This window comes from Calothrix sp. CCY 0018, from assembly GCF_963920925.1.
GTDB lineage: Bacteria > Cyanobacteriota > Cyanobacteriia > Cyanobacteriales > Nostocaceae > Rivularia.
Genome location: NZ_CAWUDI010000009.1, coordinates 148,039 through 172,202 on the forward strand (window position 1 = coordinate 148,039; position 24,164 = coordinate 172,202).

Sequence of the window (24,164 nt, forward strand, 5' to 3'; positions counted from 1 at the left end):
TTTTAGATTTACCCCGATACCTCATCCTAGAAAAACACCCCGTATATTCTTGTATTGTAATTAAGTGGTAGTAGATGAGGAAGGTGTATTAATTTCGGCTTCAGCGCGAGAGTGCATTGTTTCTTCAATATGTTCTTCATGTTGACGCTGCTGAACCATTGCTTCACGTGCTTTTTCTTGCATCGCCAAATCAAGCTTTAATACATCATGTTTTTCAACATGAGATTTTGGTAAACTCAGCGTCAAAAGACCATTATGAATTTCGGCTTTCACCTTGTTGTATTCAACGCACATAGGTAAAGGTATTATGCGTTGAAAGTGTCCGTAATTAAATTCGGAACGATAAATACCTTTTTCGTAATGAACTTTCTGCTCTTCATGTTCTCCAGAAATTGAAACCGCATCTTTAGTTACATGAATATCTAAATCTTTGGGTTCAATTCCAGGTACTTGAGCTTGAAGAATAAGATTGGAATCGGTTTCTTTGATTTCGATTGCTGGTTCCCAAGTTGCATTTTCAACTTTAGGAATAGCACTAGAAGAATGTAAGCTCGTTTTATTACTGCTTTTATGCATCACCTCATCAAATAAATTATTGATTTGATGGCGTAAACTATCTATATCTTTAAGTGGGTGCCAGTTTCTTTCAGACATATATTTCCTCCCTGCAATCCCGATGAAAACTTTGATTGGCGAGCCTTTCTTGGCTCTACTTTCACATTAGGAAAACAATTTGAGGAACTTGTGAGGAAAGTTGATGAGTTAGAAGTTAGGAGTTTAGAGTTATGAGTTTTAAATAACTAATGCCCTATGCCCAACCCAGGACTTCTGAAATTTCTTGGGCTAACGTTAGAGGGCTGAAGGGTTTGGCGATCGCCGCTTTTATTCCCAAGTCTTTGTAGCGGTTACGGTCAGCATTTTGTACTTTAGCAGTAAGTAAAATTACTGGTATTTGCTGAGTTGTTGAGTTTTCTTGTAAATATTTGAAAGTGGTAATACCGTCCATATCTGGCATCATCACGTCTAAAAGGATTGCATCTGGTTTTTCTGTTTCGGCTTTTTGAACTCCTTCAGTCCCCGAACTTGCTGTCACAACTTGCCATTTAGCGGTAGTTTGCAAACAAATTTTGGTAACTTCTCGAATATATTGTTCGTTATCAACGACTAATATTTTTTTTACTGCCATTGTTAATATAAAGATTTGTATTAATGATTTTTCTTGTACTCACTGTTAAGTAGGTAGACGTAATTAAATATAAAATAATAAGACCTCACCCTCAATCCCTCTCCTGGTGGAAGGAGAGGGAAGCGATACGGCAGGGTGAGGTTTTACTAATTTGACCTAATTACTTAACTATCAAATGGCAAAGTAAAATAAAATGTACTACCAACTCCGATCGTACTTTCAGCCCAGAATTTTCCACCGTGCATTTCTACAATGCTACAACAAATCGCTAAACCTAAACCCGTACCTTCATGATTGCGCGAATCTGAAGAATCTACTTGTTGAAAGCGCTCAAAAATTATTTCTAGTTTATCTGGAGGAATACCGCGTCCGGTATCTTTAACTGTAAACAATATTTCTGAATCTTGTTCAACTGCTTTTAATTTAACTGTGTCACCCAATGATGAAAATCGAATTGCGTTACTAAGTAAATTTGTGAAAATTTGAATAATTCTATCGGCATCTACTCGCAGTTTTAGGGGTGGATTTTCAACTGATAATTTTACTTGCGCTTTCTCGGCTAAAGGCTGAACTACATTTATTGCTTGTGTAATTAAATCAGTTACCTCATACATTTGCTTGGACATTGTGATTTTTCCCGATTCGATGCGCTCGATATCGAGAATATCGTTAATCAATCTTACTAAACGTTCGGTGCTATCGGTAGCAATTTGCACTAAGCGTTTGCTATCTTCAGAACCCAAAGGAATTAAGTCGGTAGCCAGCATTCCTAAAGAACCGTGAATCGAAGTTAAAGGAGTGCGGAGTTCGTGAGAAACTACTGAAACAAACTCATCTTTCATCCGCTCTACTTGTTTGCGGTGGCTCACATCTTGTAAATAAACTGTATAAACCGTTTTATTGCCTAAATTCAATTTAGAAATCGAAGCTTCTGCTGGAAATTCGTTTCCATTCTTGCGTTTCCCGTAAATTTCGCTACGTTCGCCCATTTTTCGAGATTTTGGCTGTGACTTACCAAAATCGGCTACATGGTGACGGTGAGCTTCTACCGAACGTTCGGGTAAAAGTAAATCTAAAGGTTGTCCGAGTACTTCGCTTACCGAATAGCCGAAAATTTTCTCCGCACCTTGATTAAATAAAGTAATGCGCTGATTGCTATCAATGCAAATTATGGCATCCGAGGCAATTTCTACAATCCCAGTAAATTGGGCTTGCGCTCGCTGACGCTCCCCTAATTCCAATTGTAAGCATTCGTTCATCTTCACTAATTCGGCTGTACGTTCTGTGACTCGATTTTCCAATTCTTCCGATTCTTTACGTAGAGTTGTTTCTGTATGCTGTTTTTCTATAGCACCCGAAAGCACGTTCGCAACGGCTTGTAAAAAATAAATGTCATCTTGATTAAAAGCGCGTTTTTCTTGAGTGTAGATACCTAAAACACCATAAGCCTCGTTAATTCCAAAAATTGGTACGCTAACACCGCTAATAATTCCGTGTTCTTCAAGTAAAGTCGGGCTGTTAAATCGGGTTTCTTGGCGCAAGTCTTCAATAATAACGGCTTCTTTTGTTACTAAGGCAATTGAGGGCGAATCATTATAACTTAATAGCGCTAGTCTTATTAATCCTTCATGCCAGCCAACTCCCGCCCGTAGCAACATAGCGCTACCCGATGGTAAGATTTCTAAAATATGGCAAAATTCTATATCTAAACTTTGAGCAACCAGCGCCACAGTTTCATCCATCAAAGCAGATATGTCTTTATTCAATAAAGCCAACTGTCCCAATTTCGCGACACTTGCTTGTTGTTTAACTTTGGCGCTCAGTAACAGATCCATTTTTTCTCTTTCTGCTTCAGCTTGTTTTCGCGCCGTGATATCTCGCGTTACAGCTAACTGCATTACTTTACCATTTTCTGGGTCTATTAAAGGTACTCCATGAGTTTCTACAATACGACGGCTACCTTTGCAACCGATTATTTCAAATTCCAAACTCCCCTTATTTCCTTCACAAACACTTTTATTCAAATTTTCAAAAGCCTGCCGGTGTTCTGGTGCAATTACGGAATAAATATTTTTACCAATTGCAGTTTCCGAGGCTTCAATCATTGCTAAACCGGCGGGATTCATTTCTAACAATGTTCCGTCCGCAGCCACTAATTTAATACATTCAGGAGATGTCTTAAAAATTTTTCGCCAGCGTTCAGATTCAGTATTATTATGTTCTTCCCGTTCTTTTATCATCCGTTGTTGGGATTTAATTCTTTCCAAACGGTTGATGATTCTGGTAACTAATTCCGGTCCTACAATTGGCTTACTAACAAAATCATCTGCACCAACGCTAAAAACTTGGTTGACGATTTCAGCTTCATTATGCACAGTTAGAAACAAAACTGGTAGCTCGCTCCAGCGCGAATGATTGCGAAGTTTATCGCATAATTCAATACCGCTATATCCCGGCATCTCTACATCTAAAATTAATAAATCGGGCTGTATTGTTTCTAACTGTTCCCAAAATAAATCCGGGGAAGTTAAAGTTTTAACTGTAATTCCCCAATGTTTGAGTAATTTTTGTAATACTTCTAGGATTTTTGGGTCATCATCTACGGCTAATACCGTTGCTTGTGCTTGTTCTGACTGTTTTATTAATTGTGTTGCAGTTTCTAGAATTTGTTCTGAGGATGCGGATTTTTCTAGTACAGTGCATTCAAGTTTATTAATAAGTTGATTAATAATTTGCTTATTATTATTGTCTAATTTTTGAGTTAAAACGATTATAGGAATTGCCGGTTTACGATTTTGTAACTCAGTTAATAAACCGTTACCATCATCCGAATCTAAAATATCAGCATCAACGACTGCCACATTTGGATGTTCTTGGTAGAGTTTTTGTCTTGCTGTAGTTATGCTGTCAACAATCTGGGTTTGTAATTCCCAACTGGCAGCTTTGTCAGCTAAATCTTCAGATATTTCTTGATGTGTATTAACCACTAAAAGTAAAGGACGCTCATCTAATTCATATTTATTGCTAGAAGATGTAGATGTAGTTTGGGGTGCATCAATTTCAGTAAGTAAAGCCTTTACCAATTCCCCCATTTGAGATATTTCAGCTTTATTTAAAACCTGATCTGCTTTGAGTAAATTTTCAATCTTACGCGCTAATTTAGAGCCTTTCGCAAAGCCAAAAGTACCTAAAGAACCAGCTAGGGTATGAGCTTCTGCGGCTGCTTGGGAATGCAGTTCGTTTGTCAAAGATTCATTATTTTGTAATGTAAGTGCTGCTTCGAGCAATACATTCACCTGCTGGGATACCCTTCCTTTATATTTTTCCCATACTCCAGCTATGGCTAAAAGAGTTTGGGCTTTAGTAACTTGTTCTTTCTCACCTTCTACTCTTGTCTCCTTGTCCCCTTCTCTCTTTGTCTTCTCTTCTTGTGGCTTTAACCGATAACCAATACCATATACAGTTTCAATTAAATTACCGGGGGCACCCGCTGCTTTTAACTTCATTCGCAATCCTTTTATATGAGTGCGAACGGCTTCTTCGGAAGGAATGTCTTCATAAGACCACAAATGCTCTAAAATCATTCCACAGCTAAATACCCTGCGGCTGTTGCGTAAAAACAGTTCTAATAATGAATATTCTTTAGGGGTTAAAGATAGATTTTTTGTATCATAATCGACTTCGCAACTAGTAGGATCGAGTCGCAAATTACCCCATTCTAATACTGGCTGTAAATTGACTTTTCCCCTTCGCAATAAAGCTCTAACGCGAGCAACTAATTCTTCTTCCTCGAAAGGTTTAACTACATAGTCATCTGCCCCAGCATCCAAACCAGTTGCTTTTTCATGGGGACTATCGCATCCAGTCACCAGCATAATAGGAATCAACCAGCCACCAGAACGGATTTTCTGGCAAAGGCTAATACCATCTAATTTCGGTAAAGTTATATCTAAAATAATTAAGTCGTAGTCAAAAGCTTGAACCAATTCCCAACCTGTTTCTCCATCGCTAGCAACTTCAACTGCATAATTTTGATGAGTCAGTACGGCACTCAGCGCTTGAGCAACAAGTTCATCATCTTCTACAACTAGGATTTTCATGGCTTGGAGCAGTTTAAATTCAATAAAGGTTGATATCAGAAACTTTTTAATTTAATCAATATGATGTTTACTTAATCCTTCTAATTATAATTTAATACATTCATGTTTTAGAAACCTAATAAAAAATAAAACGGTAAAACTATTGATTTTTTTGAAAATTACATAAATTTTGAATATTTCCCTCACAACTTCCTCAAATTTTAGATTTAAATTTAAATTAAATAAGTTAGTTACAGCGAACAAACATCGAGATATTTTTTACGCTGACACAGAACAGGTAAATAATATGTTTAATAAAATTTTAGTTGCCATAGACGATGGAGATACTAATCAAAATATTTTACAGCAAGCGATTTCTTTAGCTTTAGCAAACGATGCTCAACTAATACTTACCAACGTAGTACCCCCCTTTATTGAAGTATATCCGGAGCCTGGATATATTGCCGCACATGGTTATCATCCGACTATACATGGTGAAACCGCAGTTACTTACTATATGCAAAGATTGGAAGCTTTGGAACAAAAAGGTATCGAGTTGTTACAATCATTTGCAAAAAGAGCTAGAACTTGCGGTGTAGAGGTTGAGTACGTTCAAGCTACTGGTTCTCCTGGATTTATGATTTGTAAGGTTGCTCGTAACCGAGAGGTTGACTTGATTATGATAGGTCGTCACGGTCGTACCGGATTAAGTGAATTTTTCTTGGGTAGCGTTAGCAATTATGTACTGCATCATGCACCTTGTTCTGTTTTGACAATCCAGGGACCAATTCATCAACAGGAAACCGATTCAAAGGTGATGGAAGCTGTTTCAATGTAATTTGAAACACTGATTGATTTCACCTCCCAATTATTTTGGGAGGTTTTGAAAAAAATCATCTAGTTATTAGTATTACTTACCATGTTTCAGAAGCTATTTAATTACCTTTCTCTTCACTTAATCAACTTTTTTAAGCCGATATTTCGATATAAACTAGAAGATAACTTTACTGATGGTTGACGTAATGGTACGCGATTTTTTCTTCTAGAACTTCCTAGAGAATTTGCTTTATTTCGTGAATTTAATCGTGCGTTCAAATCTTCGGGTATTGTCTCTATTGACATTGGAGATTGTTTATAAGTACTTACTGGCATAGCTTGCCAACAGCTTCGGCAAAACCAGGAAATACTATTTCTTTGTGTATGACGTAAAAGTGTGTCTTTGCAGCAAGGACAGTAATTCATGATTTTTTAAATCCGAAGGTGTTTCATTGCAACGACTATAAATTTTAAATTTGAGGAACTTGTGAGGGAGAGGGGATGGGGGGATGGGGAGATGGGGAGATGAACAGATGGGGAGAATTTTAACCTTTAACCTTTGACCTCGTGGGCTTGTTTTCAAGAGCAGCCTAATTTGGAAACCCCATCCTCACAAAATCCTCAAATTATCTGGTTATAAAAATACTTGTGTGAGAGGAAAAGAACGGAAACATTGGTATTACTCTAAATTGAGTTATGGGAAGTCAAGCTATGCGAAACATAGTGGTTAATCAACAATCGGAACGTCCTCGTTCTTTGGAACAAGCTTTGGTATTACCTTTAAATGAAGTTGGAATTACTGATATACCTAAAGTTGGCGGAAAAATGCTTCTTTAGGGAAATGATTCGTCAGTTGCAACCAAAAAGTGTAAAAGTTTCTACCGGATTTGCGACTACTGCTTATGCTTATCAGCATTTTATCAAAGCCGCAGGATTAGAAACCAAACTCAGAGAAATATTTGCTCTTTTGGATGTAGAGGATATTGACAACTTGCGAGAGCGAGGTAGAAAAGCAAGAATTTTGATGTTGCAAACCTCTTTCCCCGAAGAATTGCAACAAGCAATAGCCGAAGCTTACCAAAAACTTTGCTCTGAGTACGGTTTTATTTGACGAACGCAACGAAGCAGTCAAGCGAACGATCGCCAAAGCCATAACCACCGTTAAGCAACACGGCCGTAAAATCGGTATCTGCGGACAAGCACCCAGTGACTACCCCGAATTTGCTCGCTTTTTAGTAGAGCAGAGCATTGACTCTATGAGTCTTAACCCAGATTCTGTACTCAAGACACTTTTAGAAATCGCTTCCGTGGAATAATTGAGATGGGGAAGAGGAAGAGACAGGGGAAGGTTTTTTCTAGGGAGCGAGACGCTCCCACTAAGTTTTTAATACTCCTAACTGCTCCAGGGTAACTGTTCACTGCTCACTGATAACTGTTCACTGAAAATATTATGTTTACTAAAATTTTGGTTTCGATAGACCATTCGGATATGACTCAACACGTTGTTGATGAAGCTGTATCTTTGGCAAAAGCAACGGGTGGAAGTTTGATGTTTCTACACATTATATCTCCCTTGGATGAGCCATATTTTGACTCTTTATTCATGCAGCCAACTGTTCTTTATACAGAATTACACAGTGAAGCTCACAAAAAGAATTTGAGCGATTGGGAAAAATATAAGCAAGATAAAGAAAATTGGTTGCGCTCTTTATGTGAATCGGCTACATCTTCAGGTGTCAAAACTGAATTTACCCTTAATATAGGCAACCCAACTAGCAGAATTTGCGATATCGCTAGTGCTTGGGATGCCTCGGTAATCGTAATTGGTCGTCGAGGTCGTCGTGGTTTTACTGAATTATTGTTAGGTAGTGTGAGTAATTATGTGATACATCATGCACCTTGTTCGGTGTTAACAGTACAAGGAACGAATATTTCAACTACGGAAGCATCTCAAAATCAACAAGCAGAAACTTCTAATTAAAAATCAGTAGTTAAAAACTTAAAACTGGGCATTGGAAAAGAAACACTTAACTTTCCTCATCTACCAATAACCGAATCGGATAGAAGCATTTATAAATGATTCAGGAGATTAATAAACGTGGATAGACGACATAAAAAGCGCTTTTGGCTAGGTTTTTTGGGGTTTTTAGGGTTTTTAGGGTTTTTAGGGTTTGCCCAGGATGCTCCCCCGTTGCTGTTTTATTTGACATTTTTTTCTTTTTTTAGCGCTTTTCGCTATCTAAGAGAAGAACTAAAGTATCTGGGACTCTTGGGAATAATCGGCTTTATCGTCGCAATATTGGGTGTGTTGCGTATCATTCCAATTTAATTAAAATTAATTCATTATTTTGAGATTTTAATTGTTTTCCGGAGGATTATTATGTCTGAATTATTAAATATTTGGAAAGTGAAAGAAACTGAATTTCCTTATCATGGAAGCGTGGAGGAAAAACTTAAATTTATTCTAAGTTACGTCATTTTAGCTCCTTCTAGCCACAATACTCAACCTTGGTTATTCAAGATTGATTCAGAAGCAATTTATCTTTACGCCGATCGGGGTCGCGGTTTATTTGTTGCCGATCCAAAAGATAGAGAATTAATTATCAGTTGCGGTACGGCATTATTTAACTTGCGTATTGCTCTGCATCATTTCGGCTATAAAGGTCAAATTATTACCTTTCCTGACCCAAGCAATGTAAATTTATTAGCTTGTATTAAACTTGGTTATCCGATGCCCGAAAGCACTGACAATCAGCTTTTATTTAGTGCAATACCACACCGACATATTAATAGACAAAATTATCAGTGGTGGGATGCTCCGCAATCTTTACTTCGATGGTTACAGTCAGATGCAGAACAGGAAGGAGCATGGTTACATATTGTCAGAAAAGATACTATTCGTCATCAAGTTCTAGAGTTAGTAGTACAAGCCGAACATTTGCTAATGGATGACCCCAACTACCGTCAGGAGTTAGCAAGTTGGATTCGTCCTGCTACTAATAAAACTCATGATGGTATTCCCGGTTATGCTCAAGGTATAAACGAATATCTCGATTTTGCAACTCCTTTATTCGCTTTGGTTTTGCGAACTTTTGATTTAGGAAATACTGTAGCCGAACGCAGCCGTAAACTCTTCGAACAATCACCAGCAATTGTAGTCTTGGGTACTAAAAATGATACTAATTTTGATTGGTTAATAGCGGGACAAGCTTTAGAAAAAATCTTATTAAGAGGACAAGCTGTAGGGCTTCGTAGTTCGTTCTTAAATCAACCCGTTCAAGTACCAGAATTGCGAAGCGAATTGAGCAAAATATTATCTCAATCTGGTTTTCCACAAATTATTTTGCGTCTGGGTTTCTGTAAGGAAGTTAAACCAACTCCAAGACGAGGAGTTGATCAAGTTTTATCTTAGAAACTGTTTAAATTGCTTGCCAATAATATAATTGATAAATGTTTTCTATGATAACGATCAACTTTCTTAGAGAGAAACTCTCAATTTTTATCTGAATCAGTTATTTACAATAATTCACAGAAACAAATTGTTTACAATAGATAATTGTCTGTAAGACCAGCATAGTTTGTTCTCAAGAAAATATTAGTAATGATTTACTGTGTTTGTAAAATCTTATTTCATTTTATAAACTAATTAGAACAACTTGTAATTAACGTTAAAATTAAATGTATAAGATTTTAATTTTTTTTTCGCCGAAACTTTTTCTGAGGCCTTTTAACAATGCAATCTAATGCTGACACTATTAATTTACTCGCTTTGGATAAAGCAATAAATACAAATCCGACAATAGTTAGGCCGGAAACTTTGGTTATTGATGCAATTGCTTTGATGACTTTTCAAGCGCAAAATGGTGTTAGTCACTCAAAAATATCTAATATTTCAACAACAATTACAACAAATCATCAACAAAGAGATTGCTTGTTAATAGTTGAAGATTTTCATATCCAGGGCATACTAACGGCATCAGATATAGTTAGGCTTATTTTATCTAGGAACAATTTAACTCAAACTAAAATTGCCGAAGTAATGACACGGCAAGTAGTAACTTTAAAGCAATCTCAAAATCATGATATCTTCACAGCGTTGCAATTAATGCGCCAGCATAAAATTAGCCATTTACCGATTTTGGATGAGCAAGAAGAAATAATCGGGATTGTAAGTCAGGACAGTTTGTTACAGGCTTTGGATTTGCAAGCGCTACAGCATCAAATAAGAGCAAATTGTTCTGAATCACACAGGCAAGTTAGCTTTGAGACTAGTTTTGAGACTAATATTTTAAATCGTGTAGGTGATGCAGTAGTAGGAATTGATAACGAGCATCGGATTATTTATCTAAATCAAGCAGCAGAGCAGTTATATAATATTAATAGTAAAGAGTTTCTCGGTCGGAATTTAGAAGAAACTTACGATTTTCGGTGGCTCAATCCAGAAGACGAGCAAGCTGCATATGATGCTTTGTCAGCAACAAATGGCTGGCAGGGAGAGAATATTCATATCAAAAATAATGGCGAAGAAATTTTCGTTGAGTCATCGGTTAGCGTGCTTAAAGATGATACTAGCGGCGAAAATATCGGCTTCCTTGCTGTTATTCGCAATATTACTAAGCGCAAACGTGCAGAAATTGCTTTGCAAGAAAAACAGCAACAGCTAGAAACCATTGCCGCGAATAATCCGGTAGGAATATATCGCTTTATTTACCATGCCGATGGTAGCATATCAATGCCTTATGCAAGCGAAGCTTATCGCCAAATTTTAGGTTTAAATCCCATTGATATGAGCGCTTATCCCGAAGATGTACTTTCAACAATCCATCCGGATGATAGAGAGCGATGGATACAAGCGTTAATAACTGCTAGTCAAGAGCTACATCAATCGCACTATATAGAATATCGAGTTACTGATGTTTTGGGGCAAGTAAAATGGATTGCAGACAATTTTCGCTGTTTTGAAGATAAAAATGGCGATTTGATTGTAAATGGTATAGATATTGACATCACCGCTCGCAAACGTGCAGTAATTGCCCTCCAAACTTCTGAAGAAAAATTTCGCTCTTTGGTAGAGATATCCAGCGACTGGGTATGGGAAGTAAACGAATATGGCTTTTTTACTTTCGTTAGTCCAAAAGTATTTGATATTCTTGGTTATACCCCTAAAGAAATATTAGGTAAAACTCCGTTTGATTTGATGCCTAGCGAAGAACAATTACGGCTTAGTGAGGTTATTAACTCATTTGTTTTAGAACAGCAGCCATTTAAAAATTTACAAAATATCAACTTGCACAAAGACGGACATTTCGTAGTTGTGGAAACAAGCGGGGTGCCTGTATTTGATGCAAGCGGGCAGTTTCGAGGATATCGCGGGATTGATAGAGATATTACCGAACGTTTTCAAGTAGAAGATGCATTGCGGCAAAGTGAAGAACGTTTCCGATTGTTGGTAACTCACGTACCTGTGGGAATTTTTCAAACTGATAGGCAAGGACAATTTTTATTTGTCAACCCGCGCTGGTCGGAAATTGCTGGAATTTCTTTAGAAGAAGCATCAGCAGAAGGTTGGGCTAAAGCGTTACATCCTGAAGATAAAGAGCAGGTTTTTACCCGATGGTACGAAACAGCAGCACAAGGGCAAGAGTTTGCAATGGAATATCGCTTCCGTACCCCAGCAGGTAAACTCAGTTGGGTGCTTGGAAATGCAATACCCATTCGCAATCAAACAGGAAAAATAACTGGATACTTGGGTACTGTTACTGATATTACAGAACGCAAGCAAACAGAAGAACAATTGCGTTGCACTCAAACTTCGCTGCAAGAAGCGCAAAGAATCGCCAGAATGGGCAATTGGTCGAGGAATTTGACTACAAATGAAAGTTGGTGGTCGGAAGGATTTTACCGCATAATTAACTTGAATCCCGATGATGGAATGCCCGATGTAGAAAACTTGATTAATACGATCGTGCATCCGGAAGACCGCGATCGCATTTATCAAATGGTAATGGATTGCATACTTCGGGGCATTGCTTATGAAACTGAAGTTCGCTTTTTACGTTCCGATGGTACTGTTGGTTACTTGTTTATTTGCGGAAAGGTAGAACGCGATTCTCAAGGAAACTTGTGTCGTTACTATGGTGTTGCTCAAGATATCAGCGAATTGAAGCAAGTAGAGTTAGAGCTACGCGAGAGTAAAGAACGCTATCGCTCGATTGTCAAATCGATGCATGAAGGTATAGTGATAAGCCAAGCGGATGGTACTATAATTTCCTGTAATTACAGTGCAGAAAAGATTTTGGGGCTATCAGCCGAACAAATCAAAGGAAATACTTCTTTAGAACCGCCTTTACCTACAATCCATGAAGACGGTTCTCCCTTCAAGCCTGAAAATTATCCGGCAATGATTACCTTACATACGGGTAAACCATGTTTAGATACGGTGATGGGAGTTCACAAACCCAATGGAAAAGTCACCTGGATTTTGATTAACTCCGAACCGTTATTTTTACCCGGACAAACTATCCCTTATCGTGTAGTAACTTCGTTTTCTGACATTACCCGACGCAAGGAAGCCGAAGACAAAATTGCCCGACAAGCGCAATTACTCGATATAACTACAGATGCAATTTTAGTCAAAGATTTAGAAGAAACTATCTTATATTGCAACCGCAGCGTCGAGCAAATATATGGTTGGACGAAAGAAGAATTAATTGGAAAGACAGCTAACGAGCTTTTGTATCAAGAAATTTCATCAGAATTAGAAAAAGCCCACCGCAAAGTTGTTGCAACTGGCTCGTGGCAGGGAGAATTAAATAAAGTTACTGCATCTGGTAAAAATATTATCGTTGCTAGCCGCTGGACGCTAGTTCGTGACGAAGCGGGGAACCCCGAATCAATCCTCACTGTGGACACCGACATCACCGAGAAAAAGCAACTGGAAAACCAGTTTCTCCGCACTCAACGCTTAGAAAGTCTGGGAACTTTGGCAAGCGGTATCGTCCACGATTTGAATAATATGCTCACACCGATTTTGGCGATCGCCCAACTGTTACCGTTAAAGTTGAAATCTCAAGAGTCAGATTGCAGCGAAATGCTTACCATGTTAGAAAATAGTGCCAAACGCGGTGCCGACATGGTTAAGCAAATCCTGACATTTGCTCGCGGTAATCAAGGTAAGCGCACGGTAATGCAAGTCAAACATTTATTGAAAGATATTGAGCATTTTGCCAAAGGAACATTTCCCAAATCAATTGCAATTCAAAGGAATCTACCGCAAGACTTATTGACAATTTCCGCAGATCCCACGCAAATGCATCAAGTATTGATGAACTTGGTTGTCAATGCTCGCGATGCCATGCCCAATGGTGGAACTATAACCATTGCCGCACAAAATCTATATGTCGATGAAAGCTACGCCAAAATGAACATTGAGTCAAAAATTGGCAACTACGTTGTAGTCACAATAGCCGATACCGGAACGGGTATTCCCCCAGAAGTAATTGAGCGGGTTTTTGACCCCTTCTTCACCACCAAAGAAGTAGGTAAAGGAACGGGATTGGGTTTATCAACTGTCATCGGTATCGTTAAAAACCACGGTGGTTTTATTGAAGTAAGCAGCCAATTGGGAAAAGGTAGTCAATTCAAAGTATATTTACCCAGCACTCAGCAAAGGAGAATCGAAGCAGCACAAGAAAATGTAGCGCAAATAGGAAACTCAGAATTAATTCTAGTAGTAGATGACGAACCAGTAATTTGTGAAATTCTCAAAACTACCTTAGAAAGTCAAAACTTTGAGGTATTTATTGCTGAAAATGGCATCGAAGCGATTGCAACCTACGTACAGAATAAAAAGAAAATTAGACTCGTGTTGATAGACATGATGATGCCAGAAATGGACGGAGCAACAGCTATAAGTACATTACAGCAGCTAAACCCACAACTCCAAATTATTGCCATGAGTGGATTGGCATCAACAGAAGCTTTAGCTCAAGCAGCAGGTAATGGAATTCAAGGGTTTTTAGCTAAACCATTTACTAAGTCAGACTTGTTGAATACCATAAATGGCGTGTTACAGAATCAGGAGTAATTAAGGTCAAAGGTTAAAGGTTAAAATTCTCCTTGTTCCCTTGTCTCTCCCTCTCATTCAACCAAAGCATTTTCTAAGACTTTTTCGATACCATCGCAAAATATAAATTTGATGTTTTCGCGGTCTGCTTCTGGTATATCTACTAAATTTTGTTGATTAGCAGTAGGTAAAAGTACACGTTTGATATCAGTACGATTAGCGTTGAGAGGATAACGAATAAAGAAACGGATGGCACTCTGAATATTTACACTTCTTGCAAAAGATGAGATGCAACGGGTGCGACCGAAGTTTTCAATGCTACTGGTGCATCCTGACGTTGCAACACGAACCTCATCAGCATCAAATTACGGTCGTCAAACAACCGCCAAGCTTCAGCCAAATAGCACAAATACTTATTATAAGTTTGAACCCCTACTAGTTGAATAGCTGTTTCCTTGTTGGCAACCAAACGGTCAAACCATGCTTTTAAGGTAGGACGGTAATCATGGACAGAATGGTGTTTTACTCCAAGGTTTGTTTGTTCAAAAACGTCTAGATATTTCTTAAGGTTAGCCAGATCGATGCCCGGAAATATTGCCACTCCTCCTACAAGAAGACGTGTAGGAATAACATCTCCTATCCGACAGAAGAAATGATGGATAAATTTTCCGTCAGGCTTTAAAGCTTGCGATAATTTTTTGGACAATGGTAGTAGTTCATCTTCCCGCACATGCTCAAAGCTTCCTATCGAGTAAATTTTATCAAATGATTCTGGTTCATATTCAGTGGTGATAAAATCTTTTAATTCAACATTAAAACCGTATTTTTGATCGATAAAATTCTTCTGCTCTGTAGACAATGTGTATCCATAAAGATGCTTTTTATCCTTGGTTTTCTCGTATATCTTTTTAAGCATCGCTCCCCATCCACAACCAAGGTCTAAAATCTTTTCACCAGGTTTTGGGTCAATGAGGTTAAGTATATAGTTTGCTTTGTTTTCTTGAGCATCCTCGATAGTATCCGTGCTTTTTAAGAAATCAGCACAGCTATAAAACATATACTTTTTGTCCAAAAACAGTTCATAAAATTGATTAGACAAATCGTAATGCTGTGATATAGCGTTGGCATGGTCTCGAAATCGCAGAGAGGATAAATTACAAAGAAGTCGCCTCATGAGAGCCGGAGGATAGTTATCAAGAAACCATTCCCATAAAATGCTTTCAGACTTAGTAAATCTATTCCATGTTTCTTGAGGGTCTAGAATTTGTGTACTTCTTGCCCAGTATAAAAATCTGGCATAACTTAGACCAAAAAAAATCATTTCAGGGGCAAATAAAACAAACCTTTTTATTTCCGATAAGCTTCTCATCATATTCTCTTTTTAAAATGTATGGGACTTCGATCGAATAGGGATTATACAGAGTAACACTCTGTACTTTCGCAATTAATTTAAGCAATAGATTGTGAGAAACTTGTGAAGGTCATACTGTATTTTGCTAAATTTTTGTAAACATTCAGCCCGATAATCTGATTGATTTAAGAATTAGTAAGCAAGCATTAGACTGCGATCGTGTTTAGCGTAAATGTACAGCGCCAGGAATTCTCAATCCGGTAAAGAATTTTAATTAAGCAGCAATATATGTGAAACGGCTGAGTATTTTATTTTTTGGATCTTGTTTAAACTGTTTACGGTTGATGAAAATCATTCCTCACAACTTCCTCAAATTATTTCTCTATAAATAAAAATAGAAGAGTGAATTGGATTTTAAAATCTAGAATCCACAATTCCCCATGCCCCATTCCCAATTTTTGGAGAACGCAATGTATTAGTTAAATTTCTTATCGCCAAAAGTAATACTATCTACTTTATAAGTAGGTGGCTCAACATGGATAACAACCCGCACGGGATGAAATTTTTCTTGTATACGGTGTTCAACCTCTTCGGTAATCCAATGTGCTTGTTCTACATCGAGAGCATCTACAATTAAATGCATTTCAACAAATACTTGATGTCCAATAACACCTCGCGATGCAATATCGTGACAATTGACTACTCCGGGAACCGAAAGTGCTATTTTATGAATAATTTCTGGTGCTATTGCGATTTTATCTGCTAACCAAGGTAAATTCTCTTTGACAATTGACCACCCGCTCCAAAATACCAACATAGCGACTGGTAAAGCCAAAACTATATCTAACCATTGATAACCAAACCAAACACCTATTAAACCCCCAATCACCGTAATAGTTATCCAAACATCGCTCATCGTATGTTTGGCATCAGCAATTAAAATCGCACTCATAATACGTTTGCCTACAGCACGTTCAGTAAATGCTACAAAGATATTAATACCTAAAACAATTAGTAATATCCATAACTCAAGCTGTGAAACTTTGACTACTCCAGTACCCTGGATAACTCTATCAATTACACCTTTGAGAATTTCAAAGCAAGCTATACCTAAAAAAGCTGCGATACCTAATGCTCCTAAAGCTTCAAACTTTTGATGTCCATAAGGATATTCTCTATCAGGCAAGGGGGAAGAAAATCTGTTAGCAACTAATCCTAAAATGTTGTTGGCACTATCTGTTACACTATGGAGTGCATCAGCAGTTAAACTTAAAGAACCAGTTGATACTCCTACAAAAATTTTTAACCCCATAACTAACAAATTGAATAACAAAGTAATAGTTAAAACTTTTTGAACTGTGAGACGATTATCGAGATTCATGGAGCAACCCTGTTTATTATCTTGGTTTCCTTCTTAAGCGATACCAAGACTTTTAATTCTTGTAGAATATCCTTTGTAGCCTGGGGCATATTGCCAGGTTTCTACATTTTGTGAAATTGTGACATCATATTTTAATTGAGCAACGCCGCGATTTATATTTGCATTGACAATTCGATAAAATGTTGTAAATCAAAGTTTATATCCAATCTGACGTAGAAAATCTTTACGTTCTATCATATCTTGAGATGATTCTACACCCTTCGGCGCAAATCCATCAATAATACCGATAATCCCTCTCCCTTGCTCGGTTTCTGCCACAATTACCTCTACTGGATTGGCAGTAGCACAGTAAATCGTGCAAACTTCAGGAACTTGTCTAATAGTATTAAGAAAGTTCATTGGATAAGCATTTTTCAACAAGATAATAAAGCAGTGTCCTGCCCCTACCTCTAAAGCATTTTTCTGAGCTACTGCTTGTAAATATTCATTATTTCCTGAATGTCGAACCAAGCAATCTCCCGATGCTTCGCAAAAAGCTAATCCAAACTTGACTTGTGTGGAATTTGCAATCATTACTTCATGTAAGTCTTCAACAGTTTTGATGAAATGACTTTGACCAATGATAATATTACAATCTTCAGGAATTTCTACTGAAACTATTTTGATATGCATAATTTTTATAACCTAAGCAAATAACAATTTTAAATTCTTATTTGTAGTAACATAATCTTGTTTTTATATTAAATAAAGAATATGGGGAAATCGTGAAGGTGTTATCTTCCGAATTAAATTATTTTTCCTCACAACTTCCTCAAATTTGTAATAAAAACTTTTAAAAAGGAGTGAATATACATGGCTGTGCTAGATCAAACCAGCTTCGGTAAAGTTGTTTCATTCCTAAACTAACAAGGTACATTTCTAGTATCTTTAGAAATCCCTGATAATCTTCATAAGTCCTATCGTTTATAATAGGAATTACGCCATTTTTAATTTTTTTACCATTTTTGCCAACTGTGTAAATAGTTAAAAGCTTTGGCTCAACCCATTTAAGTAATGAATATGGGGGTGGTTCCTTAACAGCATTACCTATAGTAGAAACACAAGCGCAGAATATTTCGGCATACATTCCTACAAACTTGATTTCGATTACAGACGGGCAAATATATCTGTCTCCAGACTTATTTCAAAAAGCTGTTTTCCCCGCTATAGATGTAGGTAAGTCTATTTCACGAGTAGGCGGTAAAATTCAATTAAACGCTTACCGTGCTGTTGCTGGAGATTTACGACTGTCTTACTCTCAATTCCAAGAAGTAGAAGTTTTCGCCCGTTTTGGTACGCAACTTGACGAACAAACTACAAAGACTTTGATTAGAGGACGAAGAGTGCGGGAAATACTCAAACAACCCCAATCTCAACCCCTGCAAGCAGCCGAACAAATAGCAGTGCTTTTGGCGGTAACTAGTGGTCTTTTTGACTCAGTGCCTTTAGAAGAAATTGATCGGGTTAGTACAATACTGTGTGGAGTGATGAGGAGAGAATTACCATCTGTTTGTAAAAGTATTGAAACGGGTGATAAATTAACCGACGAAGAATATCAAGCAATTTTGAAAATAGCTAGTCAAATCATCAAGGAGTAACATTTGCCATGCATCTTCCTGTAATAAAAAATCTTCCTTTCTTAAATAATATTCCTTTTTTAAATCAAAATATACCGTACTGGATAAAAATTAGAACGGCTCAACCCAAGTGTATTTATTACTTCGGTCCTTTTAATAATTCTCAAGAAGCTAAACTTAATCAGAATGGTTATGTCGAAGATTTAATTGAAGAACAAGCTTCGGGAATATATGTTGAAATTAAGAAATGTAAACCGAAAAATTTGACTGTGTATGAAGAAGATTAATTTGGCAACGGTTAACAATGATGTAGAGACGTAGCATTGCTACGTCTCCAACAGAATGCTTTAATAATCGATAAACTAGGCTATATAAGCAGCTAATTATAATAAAACAATCTCTTGACGGCAGTTATTTGTCTATATTTTTAGGGTAAAAAATAAACTTGAGGAACTTGTGAAGATCATTTTATATATGTAAAAAATAATGCTTAATTGCTGGTGATTTCAAACGCTTACGGTTGGTCGTGCTATTACTTATGTTTGGTATTGTCAAAAGTTACGGTGGATTTATCAATGTATATAGTGACAAACAAGCAACTAGTTTCAAAGTCTACTTCAAAGCAAAGGAGAGGGTTAGGGCGAGGTAAAAAATAAGTGCCAAGAATATATCGCCTTTTTGTAGCCCCTAACCAGAGCAAACGTATACATTCTTTGCACTTATAAAAACGGAAGGAACTCGCAAAAGACTATACACAAGGAAGCTTCAGCTACTTAGCAAACAAGAAACCAGGATTTATTGCTCTTTTAACTCTGCCCTGTATGATGGCTAATAGAGAATAGAATTGACATCACAAAATGAAACATAATTCTATTAAATAGTATTCCTAAGAATAGTACTATGAGCTTAGTATTCGTAGGAGATAGCAGCTTTCCAAGAGCAAGATAAGTTTCTTAATTGTTACTAATTAAAATTACTCCAACAATATGAGGAACTCGTGAGGAAAATCGAAAATATTTTAAAAAGTGAATTTTTTTAACAAATAAGTAGATTGGCGTTGAAAATCGTAATTACTCCCAACGCGTTCTGTAATTACCTATATCTCTTGTCTTGAAAAGTTGTTCTCTGCGAAAGCCTCCGGCTTACATTGGGGAATGGGTAGAGGGGGAGATGGGGGATAGAAACAACAAGGGAGCAAGATGCTCCCACTACAAATAGTTTTATAACTCCTAACTCCTAACGATTCCCAATTCTTCACAACTTCCTCAAATTAATTACTTACTACCTTTCCGCCAGAAGATTACCGAAAAAAACCTTACTAGACGCAGAGAGCGCAGAGAAAAGAGATAAAGAGAGATAGGTAATCTTAGAGCGGGATAGGAGTAGCTTAGAAATAGAAATAAAACAATCGCTTTGAAGCTAAGGCGGGTTTGATGAAAACAATACGATGCCCTAAATCACTAATTTTTTATTCGCATTTGCGCTATCTTTACAACTTTTGACGGGTTGTAGTCTTCTTCGGCATCATGAAAAATTATTTTTATCTTCTAATTTGACAAGCGTAAGTCCTGATTAAGTAAAGAAAATTTGAGACATCGATGGTTACACAAATCTTAAATATGTCCTATTGTAAAGATTAAAGACAAAAATGCCTTCTTGAAATTACCACCCGCACTAGCACTATGCAGCAGAACCAGCGATTTGTACTGGAACAAGCGATAGAACGCAATCCTTTGATTGTTACTCCTGACAGAGCTTTAGTTGAAGTGGTTCACTTAATGAGCCAGGGGTGGAGAAGAATTTGTCATCTCGATCAAAATGATTCAACAACAAATGATTCGGAAGTATTGCCAGCGCATAGTAGTTTTGCTTTAGTAATGCAGGATTCGCAGATAGTTGGTATTTTTACCGAGCGCGACATGGTGCGGTTGCTTGCTGCTGGTAGAATACTACACCAGACTACTGTAGCAGAAGTGATGAGCAAGGAAGTTGTTACGCTCAAAGCTTCTGAAGTTGAAGATGTTTTTACGGTTTTGAGTTTAACTTGCGATCGCAAGATTCGACATTTACCAATTGTTGACGAGCAGAATCAACTTTTGGGAGTCATCACCACCGAAGGTATGCGACGAGCTTTACATCCTACCGAGTGGCTGAGATTTCGCCGGGTAGAGGAGGTGATGAATACCGAAATTATTCATGCACCTGCAACAGTATCGGTACTCGACACAGTTAAGTTAATGGTTGAGCATCATGTTAGCTGCGTGGTGATTGTGGAAGAGACACAAGCAGATGGGGGGATGGGGGGACAAGAGGATGGGGAGAAAAATTTATCTATGTGTGACTCCTCTACTCAATTAATTTTCCCAATCGGAATTATCACCGAACGCGATATTCTACAATTTCAAAAATTGGAGTTGAATTTAGAACGCACTCAGGTACAAGCAGTGATGAGTGCGCCGTTGTTTTTGATAAGTACGGATGAGTCGTTATGGGATGTACACAAAACCATGCTTTATCATCGAGTACGGCGGTTGGTAGTTGCAGGGGAGCAACAAGAATTAAGAGGTGTAATAACGGAAACTAGCTTATTGCAAGCTTTAGACCCGACTGAGATGTATGGGGTTCTTGAACTATTGCAGCACCAAGTAGAACGCTTGGAAGTACAAAGAAGCGAACTATCGCAAAGCTACACCCAGCAATCTCAGCTTTATCAGCAAACACAAACAGCACTTGAAGAACGCAAACGAATAGAAAAAGCACTGCGACAAGAAAGAAATTTCACATCTGCAATTTTAGATGTTGCTGGTGCTTTAATTGTTGTCCTCGATAAACAAGGAAAAATTGTTCGTTTTAACCAAGCCTGCGAGCGAATTACGGGCTACAGCTTTAAAGAGGTAGAAAATAGAGAGATATGGAATTTGATTGTCCCAGAAGATATAGAAACTACTAAAAAAGTTTTTGAACAGCTTAAAAGAGGTGATTTTCCCAATCAAAACCAAAATCATTGGGTAGCAAAAGATGGAAATCGCCGTTTAATTAGCTGGTCAAATACTTGTTTAATTGATGATGATGGTTCGGTCAAATATATTATTGCCACAGGAATTGATATTACCGAGAAAAAGCAATTAGAAGAAGATTTAAACCGCTTTTTCTCACTGTCTCTGGATGTGTTGTGTGTTGCTGGATTTGATGGTTATTTCAAACAAATTAACCCAGCTTTTGAAGAAATTTTAGGATATACAAAAGCTGAGTTATTTGCACAACCCTTTTTAAGTTTTATTCATCTGGATGATGTTGCACCGACTACTTCGGAAATGGATAAACTTTCCCAGGGAGTCAAAACGATTGCTTTTGAAAACCGCTATCGCTGCAAAGATGGCTCCTATAAGTGGTTGCAGTGGAATGCGACTCCTTACGAACAAATGCTTTATTCGGTAGCACGGGATGTAACGGAGTACAAGCATACGCAAGAAAAAATTCACGAACAAGCCGCTTTATTAGATGTTGCAACAGATGCAATTATGGTTCGTAGTTTGGAAAGCCAAATCTTATTTTGGAATCAAGGAGCGGAAAGTTTATATGGTTATACTTTGGCAGAAGCATTGGGCCAAAATGGCAATGAATTACTTTTCTGCGAGTCTTTACCACAATTAGAAAAAATTCATCAAGTATTGTTCAACGAAAATTACTGGAAAGGTGAATTGCATCAAGTTACCAAGCAGGGTAAGGATATCGTTGTTTTTAGTACCTGGAATTTAGTTCGCGACGAGCAAGGAAATCCCAAATCAACGCTAATTGTTAATACTGATATTACCGAGAAAAAACAATTAGAAGCTCAATTTCTTCGCGCTCAACGTTTGGAAAGTATCGGTACATTATCTGGCGGAATTGCTCACGATTTAAACAATATTCTCACACCAATTTTAGCGATTTCCCAGCTTCTCCCGCTTACAATCCCGAAAGTAGATGAGCAAACTCAGCATTTCTTTGACATCCTCGAAACCAGTGCTAAACGGGGGGCTACTTTAGTAAAGCAAGTGCTATCTTTTGCACGAGGAGTACAAGGCGATCGCACTGTGCTTCAAGCAAAGCATATCATTTCGGAAATTCAGGAATTTGCTCGCAATACTTTTCCTAAATCAATTGAAATTCAAGTTGCTTTACCCGATAATTTACGGTTAATTAGCGCCGATGCAACACAAATTCATCAGGTGCTAATGAATCTTTGCGTTAATGCTCGCGATGCCATGCCGCAAGGAGGTACGCTGAGTATCAAAGCCGAAAATATTGATATTGACGAAAACTACATCAAAATGAATCTTGATGCTAGCGTAGGAAATTATATTTTAATTACAGTTACAGATACGGGTACGGGTATTCCTCCAGAAACTAAGATACGAATATTTGAACCATTTTTTACTACCAAAGAACAAGGTAAAGGTACGGGATTGGGACTTTCAACCACAATTGGTATTATCAAAAGCCACGGTGGTTTTATTAATGTTTACAGCGAAATCGATGAAGGAACTAAATTTCAAGTTTATTTGCCAGTAGTCCATACAGATGAAATTGTCCAAGATGAAAAAGTAGAAATTCCTCAAGGGAAAGGGGAATTAATCCTTTTAGTAGATGATGAGATGAGTATTAGGGATATTACTAAAACATCTCTAGAAAATCATAACTACCGAGTACTTACCGCTTACGATGGAATTGAAGCGATCGCGCTTTATGCCCAACATAAAAACGAAATCAGCGCCGTATTAATGGATATGATGATGCCGGAAATGGATGGTGTAACAAGCATTCGCACGCTGCAAAGAATGAATCCTCAAGTTAAGATAATTGCCGTCAGCGGATTATCTACTAGCGATAAGGTTAATGCAGCTATGAGTAATGGTGCCAAGTTATTTTTATCTAAACCTTATACCAGCGAAGATTTGTTGAGAAAGCTGCATCAAGTTATTAATCTTGAATAAATTTTCCGATTTCATAGGATTTAGATAATAAACATTTTTCCTCACAAGTTCCTCATATTTTTATTTTACTGTGTATATTGAACTTGCCAGTAATCAGATTAGCTAACTGATTACTGTCTACAAAGATAGTTTTATATTTGTTAGGCATCACCTTTAACCTGTAAATATAAAACTATTTTTCTTTAAAGCAATTTTTCAATAGCTACTTACAGAAATATTTTTAGATATAAAAAACAATTACTGCCGTTCAAATCAGCAGTACTAAATCTTTAAAGATTTATACTTTTAAAACAACAACACCCAAGCATCTACTTGCTCAGTGATTTCCTCTTCTTCTTTGTCTTTACAGGGACGTACTAATCAACTGCTTAACAAATTGCTAGTTACGTTGCCCCCTGACTCTCACAGCGAGGAATTATAAGCGTTCAAGTTGGGTGTTGTTGTTAGTTTTCGAGACAGATTATGAAACAGTTTTCTTACCTTTTCACTTGATTGAACCTGTATGCACCAGGCTATTTTATCTGCCAGGGAAGCTTTATTGCTTCATCTTTAATATAGCAATCATTAATTAAAGGTAGACTATTTTGATACGAATCTTTACCTTTAAATTTAATCAATATTTTTCATTCAAAATGCGTTACTTTTTTAATCATATTGATAATTTGTACTTCTATAAATATGAAGTATTGTAAAG

At 37.4% G+C, this 24,164-nt stretch carries 16 protein-coding genes and 3 pseudogenes; 10 read left to right on the forward strand and 9 right to left on the reverse strand.

Going from position 1 to position 24,164, the window contains the following annotated elements; all coding sequences use genetic code 11:
* Positions 1-60: 60 nt before the first annotated feature.
* The 3 genes from ACM03V_RS09185 to ACM03V_RS09195 all read right to left on the reverse strand — a co-directional run bounded on the left by ACM03V_RS09185 (position 61) and on the right by ACM03V_RS09195 (position 5,286).
* Positions 61-654 carry an Hsp20/alpha crystallin family protein gene (locus tag ACM03V_RS09185; RefSeq protein ID WP_414620461.1) on the reverse strand — a complete coding sequence of 198 codons (594 nt, stop codon included), beginning with the start codon at positions 652-654 and terminating at the stop codon, positions 61-63.
* A 154-nt stretch (positions 655-808) separates the two neighbouring features.
* Positions 809-1,186 carry a response regulator gene (locus tag ACM03V_RS09190; RefSeq protein ID WP_414620462.1) on the reverse strand — a complete coding sequence of 126 codons (378 nt, stop codon included), beginning with the start codon at positions 1,184-1,186 and terminating at the stop codon, positions 809-811.
* Between the two features lie 164 nt (positions 1,187-1,350).
* On the reverse strand, positions 1,351-5,286 hold the full coding sequence (locus ACM03V_RS09195) for a response regulator (RefSeq protein WP_414620463.1): 3,936 nt from the start codon (positions 5,284-5,286) through the stop codon (positions 1,351-1,353).
* 286 nt (positions 5,287-5,572) lie between these two features.
* Between ACM03V_RS09195 and ACM03V_RS09200 the strand changes: the two genes are divergently transcribed.
* Positions 5,573-6,103, forward strand: coding sequence for a universal stress protein (locus ACM03V_RS09200; RefSeq protein WP_414620464.1), 531 nt, complete (start codon positions 5,573-5,575; stop codon positions 6,101-6,103).
* A gap of 113 nt (positions 6,104-6,216) precedes the next feature.
* On the opposite strand, the gene ACM03V_RS09205 is transcribed toward ACM03V_RS09200, so the two are convergent.
* The gene (locus tag ACM03V_RS09205) at positions 6,217-6,507 is read right to left on the reverse strand and encodes a hypothetical protein (RefSeq protein ID WP_414620465.1); all 291 of its coding nucleotides are present in this window, start codon (positions 6,505-6,507) and stop codon (positions 6,217-6,219) included.
* A gap of 285 nt (positions 6,508-6,792) precedes the next feature.
* On the opposite strand from ACM03V_RS09205, the pseudogene ACM03V_RS09210 reads away from it, so the two are divergent.
* The 6 genes and pseudogenes from ACM03V_RS09210 to ACM03V_RS09235 all read left to right on the forward strand — a co-directional run.
* Positions 6,793-7,183, forward strand: a pseudogene (locus tag ACM03V_RS09210) (PEP/pyruvate-binding domain-containing protein); the annotation flags it as partial.
* A pseudogene (locus ACM03V_RS09215) lies at positions 7,179-7,397 on the forward strand (putative PEP-binding protein); the annotation flags it as partial. The pseudogenes ACM03V_RS09210 and ACM03V_RS09215, both read left to right, overlap by 5 nt.
* A 134-nt stretch (positions 7,398-7,531) precedes the next feature.
* Positions 7,532-8,062, forward strand: a complete 531-nt coding sequence (locus ACM03V_RS09220; RefSeq protein ID WP_414620466.1) for a universal stress protein — start codon at positions 7,532-7,534, stop codon at positions 8,060-8,062.
* A 117-nt stretch (positions 8,063-8,179) separates the two neighbouring features.
* Positions 8,180-8,410, forward strand: coding sequence for a DUF3796 domain-containing protein (locus ACM03V_RS09225; RefSeq protein ID WP_414620467.1), 231 nt, complete (start codon positions 8,180-8,182; stop codon positions 8,408-8,410).
* A gap of 51 nt (positions 8,411-8,461) precedes the next feature.
* Positions 8,462-9,493, forward strand: coding sequence for an Acg family FMN-binding oxidoreductase (locus ACM03V_RS09230; RefSeq protein WP_414620468.1), 1,032 nt, complete (start codon positions 8,462-8,464; stop codon positions 9,491-9,493).
* Positions 9,494-9,814: 321 nt separating this feature from the next.
* On the forward strand, positions 9,815-14,167 hold the full coding sequence (locus ACM03V_RS09235; RefSeq protein WP_414620469.1) for a PAS domain S-box protein: 4,353 nt from the start codon (positions 9,815-9,817) through the stop codon (positions 14,165-14,167).
* A gap of 53 nt (positions 14,168-14,220) precedes the next feature.
* On the opposite strand, the gene ACM03V_RS09240 is transcribed toward ACM03V_RS09235, so the two are convergent.
* The 5 genes and pseudogenes from ACM03V_RS09240 to ACM03V_RS09260 form a co-directional block, all read right to left on the reverse strand.
* Positions 14,221-14,463, reverse strand: coding sequence for a S16 family serine protease (locus ACM03V_RS09240; RefSeq protein ID WP_414620494.1), 243 nt, complete (start codon positions 14,461-14,463; stop codon positions 14,221-14,223).
* The gene (locus tag ACM03V_RS09245) at positions 14,412-15,518 is read right to left on the reverse strand and encodes a class I SAM-dependent methyltransferase (protein ID WP_414620470.1); all 1,107 of its coding nucleotides are present in this window, start codon (positions 15,516-15,518) and stop codon (positions 14,412-14,414) included. The genes ACM03V_RS09240 and ACM03V_RS09245 overlap by 52 nt, the downstream gene beginning before the upstream one ends.
* 454 nt (positions 15,519-15,972) lie before the next feature.
* Positions 15,973-16,878 carry a cation diffusion facilitator family transporter gene (locus ACM03V_RS09250; RefSeq protein ID WP_414620471.1) on the reverse strand — a complete coding sequence of 302 codons (906 nt, stop codon included), beginning with the start codon at positions 16,876-16,878 and terminating at the stop codon, positions 15,973-15,975.
* Between the two features lie 189 nt (positions 16,879-17,067).
* Positions 17,068-17,550, reverse strand: a complete 483-nt coding sequence (locus tag ACM03V_RS09255) for an adenosine-specific kinase (protein ID WP_414620472.1) — start codon at positions 17,548-17,550, stop codon at positions 17,068-17,070.
* Between the two features lie 214 nt (positions 17,551-17,764).
* Positions 17,765-17,926: pseudogene (locus ACM03V_RS09260) on the reverse strand (ISLre2 family transposase); the annotation flags it as partial.
* A 64-nt stretch (positions 17,927-17,990) separates the two neighbouring features.
* Here ACM03V_RS09260 and ACM03V_RS09265 point away from each other — a divergent pair.
* From ACM03V_RS09265 to ACM03V_RS09275, 3 genes are all read left to right on the forward strand, one after another.
* Positions 17,991-18,515: a hypothetical protein gene (locus ACM03V_RS09265; protein WP_414620495.1), complete on the forward strand. Its 525-nt coding sequence runs from the start codon at positions 17,991-17,993 to the stop codon at positions 18,513-18,515.
* Between the two features lie 8 nt (positions 18,516-18,523).
* Positions 18,524-18,781, forward strand: coding sequence for a DUF1816 domain-containing protein (locus ACM03V_RS09270; protein ID WP_414620473.1), 258 nt, complete (start codon positions 18,524-18,526; stop codon positions 18,779-18,781).
* 1,395 nt (positions 18,782-20,176) lie between these two features.
* Positions 20,177-23,470, forward strand: coding sequence for a PAS domain S-box protein (locus ACM03V_RS09275; protein WP_414620474.1), 3,294 nt, complete (start codon positions 20,177-20,179; stop codon positions 23,468-23,470).
* Positions 23,471-24,164: the final 694 nt, after the last annotated feature.